The organism is uncultured Flavobacterium sp. (assembly GCF_951805225.1).
Classification (GTDB): Bacteria; Bacteroidota; Bacteroidia; order Flavobacteriales; family Flavobacteriaceae; genus Flavobacterium.
Genome location: NZ_OX638201.1, coordinates 3431569 through 3444647, shown reverse-complemented (window position 1 = coordinate 3444647; position 13079 = coordinate 3431569). Strand labels below are relative to the sequence as shown.

General features: G+C 32.6%; 14 protein-coding genes. 4 read left to right on the top strand and 10 right to left on the bottom strand.

Annotation, left to right across the window (positions count from 1 at the left end):
- Positions 1-88 precede the first annotated feature (88 nt).
- From WN975_RS13950 to dnaA, 6 genes are all read right to left on the bottom strand, one after another.
- Entirely contained in the window at positions 89-970 is an 882-nt protein-coding gene (locus tag WN975_RS13950) for an SDR family oxidoreductase (RefSeq protein ID WP_055095442.1), read from the bottom strand.
- Between the two features lie 78 nt (positions 971-1048).
- Positions 1049-2176, bottom strand: a complete 1128-nt coding sequence (locus WN975_RS13945; protein ID WP_337967071.1) for a methionine aminotransferase — start codon at positions 2174-2176, stop codon at positions 1049-1051.
- Between the two features lie 63 nt (positions 2177-2239).
- Positions 2240-2665, bottom strand: coding sequence for an energy transducer TonB (locus tag WN975_RS13940; RefSeq protein WP_337967070.1), 426 nt, complete (start codon positions 2663-2665; stop codon positions 2240-2242).
- Positions 2666-2702: 37 nt separating this feature from the next.
- Entirely contained in the window at positions 2703-3416 is a 714-nt protein-coding gene (locus tag WN975_RS13935) for an SAM-dependent methyltransferase (RefSeq protein WP_337967069.1), read from the bottom strand.
- A gap of 91 nt (positions 3417-3507) precedes the next feature.
- Positions 3508-3975, bottom strand: a complete 468-nt coding sequence (locus WN975_RS13930) for a low molecular weight protein-tyrosine-phosphatase (RefSeq protein WP_337967068.1) — start codon at positions 3973-3975, stop codon at positions 3508-3510.
- Between the two features lie 9 nt (positions 3976-3984).
- A complete protein-coding gene (dnaA, locus tag WN975_RS13925) occupies positions 3985-5412 on the bottom strand; it encodes a chromosomal replication initiator protein DnaA (protein WP_041517015.1) in 1428 nt (475 codons plus the stop codon).
- Between the two features lie 186 nt (positions 5413-5598).
- On the opposite strand from dnaA, the gene WN975_RS13920 reads away from it, so the two are divergent.
- A complete protein-coding gene (locus WN975_RS13920; protein WP_042565137.1) occupies positions 5599-6003 on the top strand; it encodes a thioesterase family protein in 405 nt (134 codons plus the stop codon).
- A gap of 31 nt (positions 6004-6034) precedes the next feature.
- Here WN975_RS13920 and WN975_RS13915 read toward each other — a convergent pair whose 3' ends face one another.
- The 3 genes from WN975_RS13915 to ribD all read right to left on the bottom strand — a co-directional run bounded on the left by WN975_RS13915 (position 6035) and on the right by ribD (position 8479).
- On the bottom strand, positions 6035-6667 hold the full coding sequence (locus tag WN975_RS13915; protein WP_337967067.1) for a YigZ family protein: 633 nt from the start codon (positions 6665-6667) through the stop codon (positions 6035-6037).
- 167 nt (positions 6668-6834) lie between these two features.
- On the bottom strand, positions 6835-7437 hold the full coding sequence (locus WN975_RS13910) for an HAD family phosphatase (RefSeq protein ID WP_337967066.1): 603 nt from the start codon (positions 7435-7437) through the stop codon (positions 6835-6837).
- Positions 7430-8479, bottom strand: a complete 1050-nt coding sequence (ribD, locus tag WN975_RS13905; protein ID WP_337967065.1) for a bifunctional diaminohydroxyphosphoribosylaminopyrimidine deaminase/5-amino-6-(5-phosphoribosylamino)uracil reductase RibD — start codon at positions 8477-8479, stop codon at positions 7430-7432. The genes WN975_RS13910 and ribD overlap by 8 nt, the downstream gene beginning before the upstream one ends.
- Before the next feature lie 107 nt (positions 8480-8586).
- Here ribD and WN975_RS13900 point away from each other — a divergent pair, with 107 nt between their 5' ends.
- Positions 8587-9072 carry a GNAT family N-acetyltransferase gene (locus tag WN975_RS13900; protein WP_337967064.1) on the top strand — a complete coding sequence of 162 codons (486 nt, stop codon included), beginning with the start codon at positions 8587-8589 and terminating at the stop codon, positions 9070-9072.
- 86 nt (positions 9073-9158) lie between these two features.
- Positions 9159-10025 (top strand): peptide chain release factor N(5)-glutamine methyltransferase, encoded by an 867-nt coding sequence (gene prmC / locus WN975_RS13895; RefSeq protein WP_337967063.1) that lies wholly within the window; start codon positions 9159-9161, stop codon positions 10023-10025.
- An 89-nt stretch (positions 10026-10114) separates the two neighbouring features.
- Here the strand turns inward: prmC and WN975_RS13890 are convergent, their stop codons facing one another.
- Positions 10115-11359: an ABC transporter permease gene (locus WN975_RS13890; protein ID WP_337967062.1), complete on the bottom strand. Its 1245-nt coding sequence runs from the start codon at positions 11357-11359 to the stop codon at positions 10115-10117.
- Between the two features lie 188 nt (positions 11360-11547).
- On the opposite strand from WN975_RS13890, the gene hisS reads away from it, so the two are divergent.
- Positions 11548-12975, top strand: a complete 1428-nt coding sequence (hisS, locus tag WN975_RS13885; RefSeq protein ID WP_337967061.1) for a histidine--tRNA ligase — start codon at positions 11548-11550, stop codon at positions 12973-12975.
- Positions 12976-13079: the final 104 nt, after the last annotated feature.

Here is a 13079-nt window from a genome sequence, read left to right as displayed (position 1 = left end):
AAAAATCCCGAAAGTAAAACCTTCGGGATTTAGTGCAATCAGTATAGTTTTAATAATAAAATATTCTGAATTTAGTAAGCACGTAAAATTATTTATTCTTTTTTGCTTTTATCATCATTTCAAGCTGATCCCAAAGTTCTTCTGGAATAGCTTCAAGTAAATTAAATTGTCCGGCACCTTTTAACCATTCGCCACCGTCGATTGTGATAACATCACCATTTACATAAGCTGAAAAATCAGAAACTAAATAAGCAGCTAAATTTGCCAATTCCTGATGATCACCAACACGTTTCAAAGGCACTTTTTTTGCCATATCAAATTTTTCGGCAAGATCTCCGGGCAATAATCTGTCCCATGCACCTTTTGTAGGGAATGGTCCCGGAGCAATTGCATTAGAACGAATTCCGTATTTTGCCCATTCTACCGCCAAACTGCGTGTCATTGCAAGAACTCCGGCTTTTGCAGTAGCACTTGGCACTACATAAGCAGATCCTGTCCATGCATAAGTTGTAACAATATTTAAAATCGTCGCCGATGTTTGTTTAGTGTCAATCCAGTGTTTTCCAAAAGCCAGTGTACAGTTTTTAGAACCTTTTAATACAATATCTATAACAGTATCAAATGCATTTGCAGATAAACGTTCTGTAGGAGAAATAAAATTTCCTGCAGCATTGTTTAAAAGAACATCTACTTTTCCGAAAGTTTTTAAAACTTCCTGAAGCATGTTTTCTACTTCTTCATAATGACGAACATCACATTGAAGCGGTAAACATTTTCCTCCGGTTTCAGTTTCAAGTTCCGTGGCAGTATTTTTAAGCTTTTCTAAATCTCTAGAAGTAATCGCTACCTGAGCTCCTAATTCTAAGAAGTATTTGGTCATAGCTTTTCCTAAACCACTTCCTCCACCTGTAACAACAATGACCTTACCTTTTAAAGCGTCATCTCTTAACATTTTATCTGTATAGCTCATATTTTTTTTCTTTTGATTACAATATTAAATAAATAAATAGGATGCACGCATAATAATGTTATAAAATTTTAATAAACTTTATATATTACCTAATTTTTTTGCTGCAGATTCTAAAGTGAAATTATCTTTAGCGAAGCAAAAACGTATTAACTTTTGATCTTTATGGTCAGAATAGAAGGTAGAAATAGGAATTGCCGCAACGCCATGATCCGTAATTAGTTTTTTGCAAAAAGTCACATCGTCGTCATCTGAAATATTAGCATAAGAAGCAACCTGGAAATAAGTTCCTTCGCATGGTTTTAATTCAAATCGGCTATTTTGAAGCAATTTTTGGAAATAATCTCGTTTTTCCTGATAGAATTTGCCAAGTAAATTTACATCAACAATATCTAAATATTGACTTATTGCAGCTTGAGAAATACTATTTACGCTAAAAACCAAAAACTGATGTACTTTTTTAATTTCTTTCATCAAATGTTCTGGTGCGACGGTATAGCCAATTTTCCAGCCGGTAATATGAAATGATTTTCCAAAAGAAGAAACCATAATACAACGATCTAACAGAAAATTTTTAGTGTGTGCCGAAATATGTTTTTCTTCGAAAGTGATGTATTCATAAACTTCATCAGATAAAACCAAAATATCAGGATATTTTGAAAGTAATTTATCCAGTTGAAGAAAATCGTCTTCGGTTAAAATTTTTCCAGTTGGATTATGCGGATTATTGATGATAATCATCTTGGTTTTTGATGAACAGGCTTTTTCGATGGTTTCCCAATTAGGAGTGTAATCATCATTTAATGCAACACGAACAGGTTTTGCATTGCATAATAAAACAGGAGATTCATAAGAATCGTAACTCGGATCCAGAATAATTACTTCATCATCAGTTTTAACTAAAGCTAGAATCGTAGTAAAAATTCCCTGAGTTGCACCCGCAGTAACCAGAATTTCAGTTTCTGGATTAATAGTTCTATTATAAGAGCTTTGAACTAATTTTGCAATTTGATTCATCAAAGGCGGAAAACCAGCCATTGGCGTATATTGGTGAACATTTTCTTTGGATAATCTTGCAATAATATCTGTAAGTCTTTCGTCAACGGGGAAATTTGGAAATCCTTGCGAAAGGTTAATTGCATTATATTCGGTTGCCATTTTAGACATTACCGTAAAAATACTAGTGGTTATGTGCGGTAATTTACTCATCTTAAGTTTGATTAGGGAAAACTTTTGAGTACAATATAAGGCAAATTTTATTTTTTTGAATAATTACTTTAAGAAATTATTTATAGAAATTGGTAATGAATATAAAGTTCTAACCACATTGTTGTTTTGTTTTCCAGGAATCCAATTTGGAGAAGTCTTTAAAATACGAATAGCTTCAGCGCCAGTTCCAGAACCAATATCTCTTAATACTTTAATATCGCTTAATGAACCATCTTTTTCTATTATAAAAGTCAGATATACGTTTCCTTTAAGTGTTTTATCTTTTGGTTTTTTATAATTTTCTTCAATGAATTTATCAAGTGCTTGCTGTCCTCCGGGAAATTCTGGTTTTATTTCTGTATCTAGAGGATTATAAATTTCATTTCCATCCTTATTAATAGCTTCAGTTTGTGATTTTGGAGTTTTGCAAATTTTTATGTTTTCCTTTTGAGAAAATGTTTTTTGAACAGCAAAAATTAAAATTAGCATCAAAAAGTTTTTCATAATAATGATCGGACTTAAGTTTTTACATTTTATGAATAATGAAAATCGTTGGTCGATTATGTAAATCAACTTTCAACTTTTTCCAGTCAGAAACACGCATTGTCTTAATAAATTCTGTTGGAAGTGTAATGTCAGTTGCAATACAAAGATGAGTCGAAGGATTTACGATTTGCAAAATATCTTCAACCAATTTATTGTTTCTATATGGAGTTTCGATAAAAATTTGAGATTGATTTTTATCCTGAGATAATTTCTCAAAATGTTTCAATGCTGATTTTTTCTCGTCTTTATCAATAGGTAAATATCCGTTGAAGGTAAAACTTTGACCATTCATTCCTGAAGCCATCATTGCTAATAATATAGAAGAAGGTCCAACTAAAGGAACAACCTGAATACCTTTTTCATGTGCCAATTTCACGATAACAGCACCAGGATCAGCAACACCGGGACAACCGGCTTCGCTCATTAGTCCAACATTTTTTCCTTCTAATAAAGGTTTTATGAAATCTAAATGTTCACTTGATTCTGTACGTTTATTGAGTGTAAAAAGTATAAGTTCTGATTGTTTTTTCTCAGGAGAAACAGCTTTTATGGATTTTCTGGCAGTTTTTTCGTTTTCAACAATGTAATGATCTATAAAATCAATGCTTCTTTTTACTGTTTGCGGTAAAACGTCCATTGGATCACTTTCGCCCATTGTAGTTGGAATTAAATATAATTTTCCTAGAAGTTTCATGTGGCGTTTTTTTATAGTTTGTAAAACGAATTTTATAAAAATAGAAATTTCTTTTCATAATTCTCTTAAAAGAAAAAATGAAAAGAATTAATTATGAGTGTTTTTGGATGAGTTTTTTTGCGATTATGTCCGTTACTTCATCAAGCATTTGATATACATTGTCAAAACCATTAGCAACACCAAAGTATGGATCGGGTACATCTACATTTTCATCTGGAAACAATTCGTTTAGAATAAGATGAACTTTGTTTTTGTGTTCTTCTGTTTTTGCAAGATGAATTACGTCACGATAATTAGAATTATCCATAACATATATATAGTCAAAATTTTCAAAATCTGAAGTTTGAAATTGTCTTCCTTTTTGATTTTGAATGTTTATGCCGTTTTTTGTGGCAACAGCAATAGAACGTTTGTCTGGTGAATGACCTACGTGCCAGGATCCGGTTCCTGCAGAATCAACTACAAAAATGTTGTTTGGTAATTTTGAAGCTAAAATTCCTTCGGCTAAAGGCGATCTGCAAATATTGCCCAAACAAACCATTAAAACTTTTACTGGCATGATTCGCGTTTATAGCGTTAATTTTTTGTTGATGTCTTCGACAAATTTCTTGAATTGTTTGTCTGTAGAAACTAGATTGTCAACAGTTTTACAAGCGTGTAATACGGTTGCGTGATCACGATCTCCAATTTGTGAACCAATGTTTGCCAAAGAAGCTTTGGTAAATTTCTTTGCAAAAAACATTGCCAATTGTCTCGCTTGAACAACATGTCTCTTTCTGGTTTTAGATTGAAGTGTTTCAATATCCAACTGAAAATAATCAGACACAATTTTTTGAATATAATCGATAGAGATTTCTCTCTTAACGTTTTTAACAAATTTCTCTACAACGCTTTTAGCTAATTCAATCGTAACTTCTTTTTTATTGAAAGAAGATTGTGCGATTAATGAAATAATTGCGCCTTCAAGTTCTCTAACATTTGATTTAATGTTACGGGCAACATATTCAATAATGTCTTCCGGCATTTCAACACCATCACGATATAAAATGTTTTTTAAGATCGAAATTCTGGTTTCATAATCCGGCTGATGTAATTCAGCAGATAATCCCCATTTAAAACGAGATAATAAACGTTGTTCTATATCTTGCATGTCAACAGGAGCTTTGTCCGAAGTCAAAATTACCTGTTTTCCGTTTTGATGTAAATAATTGAAAATATGGAAAAATACGTCCTGAGTTCCTGATTTTCCAGATAAAAACTGAACGTCATCAATAATCAAAACGTCGATCAATTGGTAAAAGTGAATAAAATCATTACGATTATTCTTTTTTACCGAATCAATATATTGTTGTGTGAAAATTTCGGCAGAAATATATAAAACCGTTTTTTCAGGATATTTATCTTTTACTTCAACACCTATAGCATGTGCTAAGTGCGTTTTTCCTAAACCAACTCCACCAAAAATCAATAACGGATTAAATGATGTTCCTCCAGGTTTATTAGCTACAGCCATACCTGCAGAGCGAGCCAAACGGTTTGAATCTCCTTCTAAGAAATTGTCAAAACTATAATTTGCATTTAACTGCGATTCAATTTTTAGATTTCTAATTCCAGGAATTACAAACGGATTTTTAAGTTCAGGATTTAAGTTTTTAAACGGAGCATCAACCTCTTGCGGTTTCATTGGCACTCTGTTGGCACTTGGCAACTGTTCGGTAAACGGTTGTTTATTACCATAAGTGTTCTCCATTTTAATTTTATAGAGTAACTTTGCGTTTTTTCCCAGTTCTTTGGTAAGCGCAACTTTCAATAATTTTACGTAATGTTCTTCTAGCCATTCGTAGAAAAATTTACTTGGTACTTGAATATATAATGCGTTGTCGGTTAGCTCAACTGATTTGATTGGTTCGAACCAAGTTTTGTATGCTTGATCTTGAATATTGTCCTTTATAAAAGACAAACAGTTTTCCCATACCGATTGAGCAGTTTTAGTCATAGATTCAAATAAATTTTTTTATTATTGATAAAGATTCTCCTAATAAAAAAGGAGCAATTTTATTCCGTATTTCGGGATAACAAATATGTGAACAAATTTCTGTAAAAAAAAATATTTTGCCCTCTAATTTTATAAAAAAAAGTTGTAAGTAAACTTTTTTTAGTTAATTTTTTTAATCGATAAATAATGAAAAATCATCAAACGCAAGTACGTGTTCGTTACTCAGAAACTGACCAAATGGGAGTCGTTTATCACGGAAATTATATCCCATATTTTGAGATTGGACGAGTGGAATGGCTTAGAAATAAAGGGATTTCGTATAAAAGTATGGAAGAAAGCGGAATTGGATTACCAATTGTTTCTATGCAAATAAATTATAAAAAATCGGCGCGTTATGATGAGCTCTTAACGATTCATACTACTTTCAAAAGTCAATCATCTGTTAAGATTGAATTCGACTGCGCAATCTATAATGAGGCGAATGAGTTATTAACAACTGCAGTGTTTATTTTAGTATTTATTTCGTTAAAAACAGGTCGTCCAACAGCACCTCCAGATTACATTTTAGAATTGTTTAAAACACTTGTGTAATTGTTAAAACGAGGTATGTTTTAATGTTAATTTAGATAATTTTAATGTCGATTTCAAACATTAAATCAAAAATGTCGAATATAGATTCGGCATTTTTTTTGCGCGTTTTTGTCGATATTTTACCAATTGGAAGTCCGGAATCTTCATCGATTTCCATTTCCTGAAACGTGATTTCCAGTTTTTTCTCTTTAATAACTCGCATTACTTTGTTCATGTTTTTATAATCAAAAGAGATTAAAAACTGAACATCAATTGTTTTTTCGACAATTTCACAAATTTCAAGAGTCAATTGTGCAGTTGTTTTATACGCAGCAATCAAACCGCCAACACCTAATTTAACGCCTCCAAAAATCCGAACCACAACTACAAGAACGTTAGTTAGCCCAAAAGATTGTATTTGTCCATAAATAGGAGCGCCAGCTGTATTGCTTGGTTCACCATCATCATTGGCACGATAAGAAATTTTTGGAGCTGAGCCTAATTGATAAGCATAACAAAAATGTACTGCGTGCGGATGTTGCTTTTTAAGATTTTCGATAATAGGTTTTACTTCATCCTCGCTTTCTATAGGAAAAGCATAGCCAAAGAACTTGCTTCCTTTTTCTTTAAAAAGAACTTCTTCAGATTCAAAAGCAATGGTTTGGTACGTATCGTTATATTCCAAAAGTAAATTTCTAAATTATGTTTAATGTTTTTTAGCCACAGCATTAATTTTACCGCAAAGCACGCAAAGTGTATTTTTTGGTGTGTTCGTAATTAGCTTAAAAAAGTTCGCAAAGCTGTTCGTGGCGAACTTTGCGTAATTTCTTTGCGAACTTTGCGGTTAAGCTGCTACAATATTTTTTTATCAAATAAATCAACAACATCTTCCTGACCAACTTGCAAATTCCAGACATGAAGTCCTAAAGCAGCTGCAGCATCTGTATTTTCTTTTTTATCATCTACAAATAAAGTTCGTTTTGGAGATAATTCATGTTTATTGATTACATATTGAAAAACATCCGCATTTGGTTTTCGCATTCCAATTTCAAAAGAAAAATAGACTTTTTCAAAACATTGATAGAAATCACTATAAAATGAGATTCCGCTTTTATTTTCGAAAGTTTCAATATGAATCGAATCTGTGTTGCTTAATAAAAATAGGCGGTATTTTTTAGTAAGCATTTGTAAAAACTCTAATCGGTATAAAGGGAAATCTGCCAAAACCGCATTCCACGCTTCAAGAATTTCTTCGATAGATGCATTTGGAAGTTCTTTTTGAAAACCTGCTAAAAAATCATCATGCGAAATATCTCCGGTTTCAAACAAAAGATTCAAACGATCCAATTCTGAATTCCATTCCGTCATTCCTAATTTCTGTAATCCCGAAATAGTTGCCTGTTTATCTAAATTGATAAAAATGTCTCCAAAGTCAAAAATTATAGTATCAATCATGATTTCTAACATTTATTAATTCGTCATTTTGAATGTAAGTTTTCGTTACATTTTTCTTCTGAAGAATCGGTGCTTTTGTTCCGTTTTCGAAAATTGCTTTTCCAACAAAAATGCGGGCTTCATCCCAAATATTTTGATCTATAAAAGATTGCAAAGTCTGTAAACCGCCTTCTATAATTATAGACTGAATTTGATTTTGGTATAAAACGGACAAAATCGACGGTATCATATTTTCGTTAAAATCAATTCTCTCAAAGGTAGTGTTTTCTGAGGGAAAGTTAATTTCTGATTTTGTAAATATGATGGTTTTTACACTGTTATCAAAAACAAAGCTATCTTTTGAAATCCTGTTATTTTGGTCCAAAACAACTCTCACAGGATTATTTCCTGCCCAATCCCTAACATTTAACTTTGGATTGTCATCAATAACGGTTTTTGTTCCTACTAATATTGCCTGTTCTTCACTGCGCCATTTATGAACCAATTGTCTCGAATATTGATTTGTGATCCAAATAGGTTTTCGATCCTGATTCGCTTCTTTTTCTGGAGATAAAAAGCCATCTTGACTTTCGGCCCACTTTAATATAATGTAAGGTCTTTTTTTCTGATGAAAAGTAAAGAAACGTTTGTTGAGTTCATTGCATTCTTTTTCTAAAACACCAAGGACAACATTCGCTCCAGAAGCAATTAATTTTTTAATTCCGTTTCCTGCCACTTTTTCATTAGGATCAACAGTTCCCACAACTACATTCGGAATTTTGTGTTCGATAATTAAATCGCAACAAGGAGGAGTTTTTCCAAAATGGCTGCATGGTTCTAAACTCACATAAATAGTAGCTTTTTTCAATAGCGATTTATCCTTTACAGATCGAATTGCGTTGACTTCCGCATGAGGTTCTCCGGCTTTTTTATGCCAGCCTTCGCCAATAATTTTGCCTTCATAAACAATTACACTTCCAACCATTGGATTTGGATATGTAGTTCCAAAGCCATTTTGTGCCAATTCTATGCAGCGTTTTATATATTTTTCATGTATATTCACGGTACAAAAGTAGTTATTTTTGTTTAGTCCATATAGTTATTGGACTAGTTAAGGAACTATCAAAAAAGTATTTTACTTTTGTATATATGTCGCATGAATAAAGAAATATGAAAAATTGGGTTATTAGATTAATAAAAAAAGAAGACAATCAAGCAGTTGCAAAATTAATACGATCAGTTTTTGATGAAATGGAAATTCCAAAAGTAGGTACAGCTTACGAAGATCCGTATTTAGATTTAATGTTTGAAGAATATAACAAGCCCAAATCGGCTTATTTTGTAGTTGAAAATGAAGGAGAAATTGTGGGTTGCGCAGGAATTGCAGCTTTAGAGAATGGAGATCCGAAAATTAGTGAATTGCAAAAGATGTATTTTTTGCCCGAAACACGAGGTTTAGGAATTGGAAGTAAAATGATGGAAACATGTCTAGACGAAGCCAGAAAATTTGGTTTCGAAAAATGTTATATCGAGACAATGCCTTTTATGCACGCTGCTCAAAAATTATATAAAAAATCAGGTTTTGAGTATTTAGATGCACCATTAGGCAATACTGGGCATAGTTCTTGTCCGGTTTGGATGTTGAAAGTGTTGTAAAATAAAAATATAATAAACTAGGTTTTACAATACTTAATTGAAAAGAAAATTAGCTTTTGCTGAAAAGTAATACTCAAACACCGGGGATGAAAATTAAACAATACCGTACTCAATTTATAAAAGAATTAGCGCCTTTTTACGATGCATACGAAGCCGAAAGTTTTTTCTATTTGATTTTAGAAGACAAACATCAGTTACGACAAATTGACTTGGCTTTAAATCACGAATTGACTTTCTCTGAAAATGATTTTGTGGTTTGGGATTCATTTTTAGCACAATTAAAACAAGAAGTTCCAATTCAGTATTTGCTGGGTAAAACTAGTTTTTATGGTTTGGATTTCGAAGTAAATGAGAATGTTCTTATTCCCCGTCCGGAAACAGAAGAATTGGTAGAATGGATTATCAATGAAAATGCTGTTGAGAATAAATCTAAAAAAATAAAAATCCTTGATATCGGAACCGGCAGCGGATGTATAGCAATTTCATTGGCTAAAAATCTTCCAAATGCTGAAGTTTATGGTTTTGATGTTTCCAAAAAAGCAATAGAAACAGCCAAAAGAAATGCAATAAACAATAAAGTCGATGTTACTTTTATGTTTCAGGATGTTCTGGAATTAGAAGAATTGAGATGTAAATTTGATGTTATTGTTTCAAATCCGCCATATGTTCGAAATTTAGAAAAAGAAGAAATCAGAAAAAATGTTCTGGATTATGAGCCACATTTGGCACTTTTTGTAGATGATAACGACGCTTTGATTTTTTATCGAAAAATAGCTGAATTGGCAAAGAAGAACTTTTTGGAAAACGGAAAATTGTATTTCGAAATCAATCAGTATTTAGGAAAAGAAATGACTGATTTACTGGAAAAAATGGATTTTAAAAATATAGAACTTCGAAAAGATATTTATGATAATGATCGTATGATGTCCTGCAAGGTTTCCAAAACCTTGTAGGTTTGTTCTTTAGTATGTCGGATAATATGTACCTACAAGGTTTTGGAAACCTTGCAGGAGACGCTAAGGTTGAAACTGAAAACTAAAATTTATTCGTAACGCAAAGCCTCAATAGGATCAAGTTGCGAAGCTTTTATTGCAGGATATAATCCTGAAAAAATAGCAACCATAAAACTGGTGGCAAAAGCGGCAAAAATTGCCATCCACGGAATCACAAAAGCAAAATTCATAATTCCTGCAAAGGCAAAACCTACCAAAATTCCAAATACAATTCCGATTAAGCCTCCAATTTGTCCAATTAATAAAGTCTCGATAAAAAACTGAACAGAAATTGTAATTCTGGTTGCGCCCAAAGCTTTACGAACGCCAATTTCACGAGTACGTTCTGTAACCGAAACAATCATAATATTCATCAAAGCAATTGACGATCCTAAGATTGTAATTATAGAAATAATCCAGGCAGCCCAACCAAGATATTTGGTAATTCCCAGGATTCTGTTGATTAAATCGTCGCTTCGGCCAATACCAAAGTTGTTATCACGAACAGGACTTAGTTTGCGAACTCTTCGCATTGTACTTGTTGCATTATCAACAGCTTCGTCTAATAGTTCTTTTTTAGAAACCATTACACTCATTGTATAATTAATGTTTGGAGCCGTAAATAAAGATCGCGCTACTTGTATAGGAATCAAAATACGTAAATCCTGACTGTGACCAAAAGTTGATCCTTTTTCTTTTAAAACGCCAATTACTTTAAAACGAGCGCCACGAATAGAGATCACTTTGTCAATTGGGTTTACGTCTTTCAATAATCCTTTTTCAAAATCAGAACCCACAACGCAGGAATAAGTATTGTTGTCAATATCAAATTGATTAAAAGAACGTCCAGATGTAGTTTCCAAACCTGAGTTGCCAATATAATGTTCGTCAACGCCAAGAATAGTAATTTCCGGATCTGTTTTTTGGTCTAAATATTTAACTTCTGCCGTAGAAGTTGCCGTAAACGAAAGAGAAGTTTCGGTAAAAGGATATTTGTATTTGTTTTTGAAAGCTACAGCTTCGGGATAAGAAATAATTGGATTTATGACTTCACGTTCATTTCCGCCGCGATTTCTAACCGTATTTTCGTATTGATTGATGTTGAATGTATTAGCTCCCATTGAAGCAAAATTGGTCGAAACAGTATTTTCAAGTGCCGTTACAACAGTAAGGATTCCTACCAAAGCAGTAATCCCAATTGCAATAATTAGTACGGTAAGTATGGTTCGTAATAATTGTGTTTTGATAGAACCAAAAGCAATTCGGATATTTTCTCTTAATAATTTTAGCATCATGACCAATTTGTCACGAAAATACGTTTTTTGTTACAAGTTTGTTTTCGAACAGGCATTATTTATTTTAAAAAATAAGATATTTGCAGACGATTTGAGATAATGAAATCCAAACAATCTCAGGAAGCTTTGAGTTTTCGGCTTTAAGCCAAATCTAAAATCTAATATCAGAAATCTAAAATAAAACAGAAATGGCTTCAAAACCAAGTATACCACAAGGAACAAGAGATTTTTCGCCAGCAGAGGTGTCAAAACGTCAATATATTATTCAAACCATAAAAAGTAATTTTGAGAAGTTTGGTTTTCAGCCTATAGAAACACCATCTTTTGAAAATTCAGATACTTTAATGGGGAAATATGGTGAAGAAGGTGATCGTTTGATTTTTAAAATATTGAACTCGGGTAATTTTTTCTTCAATAAAAATAAAATTGAATTACCTGAATCTATAGAATCACTACAAGTTAATTCTGCTGAAACAATTAGTCTTGATCAAAGAATTGAGCTGAATAAGTTTACAGGAAAGATTTCTGAAAAAGCATTGCGTTACGATTTGACAGTTCCGTTTGCGAGATACGTTGTGCAGCACCAAAATGAAATTGAATTTCCTTTTAAAAGATACCAAATTCAACCAGTTTGGAGAGCTGACAGACCGCAAAGAGGACGTTACAGAGAATTTTATCAATGTGATGCTGATGTTGTTGGTTCAAAATCATTGTGGCAGGAAGTAGAATTGGTTCAATTATATGATACTGTTTTTACGTCTTTAGGATTAGAAGGTGTTACAATTAAAATCAATAATAGAAAGATATTATCAGGAATTGCCGAAGTAATTGGCGCTTCAGATAAATTGATTGATTTCACGGTTGCTCTTGATAAACTGGATAAAATAGGCGAAGACGGAGTTAAAAAAGAAATGATCGAAAAAGGTATTGCCGAAGAAGCTTTGGTTAAAGTTCAGCCGCTTTTTAGTTTTACAGGGACTTTTTCAGACAAGATAAATCAACTTTCAGATTTACTGGCTGAATCAGAAGAAGGAATGAAAGGGGTGGAAGAATTGAAATTTATTTGTGACAATGTGGCAACTTTAGGTTTGGCAACTGCGACATTAGATCTTGATGTAACTCTTGCTCGTGGATTGAATTATTATACGGGAGCTATTTTTGAAGTAGCGGCTCCAAAAACCGTTTCAATGGGTTCTATTGGCGGTGGCGGAAGATACGATGACTTGACTGGTATTTTTGGTTTGAAGAATATGAGTGGTGTTGGAATTTCGTTTGGTTTAGACCGAATTTATTTGGTTCTGGAAGAATTACAATTATTCCCGGAAACTGTTGCAGCAACATCAAAAGCATTGTTTATTAATTATGGAGACGCTGAAGCTTTGTATGCTTCACAGGCGATTCAGAAATTAAGAAAAGAAAATATAAAAGTGGAGCTTTATCCTGATAATGTAAAAGTTGGAAAACAATTTCAATATGCAGATAAAAGATTAATTCCATTTGCAGTAATTGCTGGTGAACAAGAAATTGCATCAAATTCATATTCGCTTAAAAATCTAGTTTCAGGAGAACAAGTTTCTGTTGATTTTGAAGGATTGAAAGCTGCTTTATTAGTATAAGTTGTCTAATTGAAAAGTTTTTAGCCACAGATTTTAGAGATTAAAAAAAAAATAAATTCGTGAATTCGTGGTGAAATTAACCGCAAAGAACACAAAGATTTACG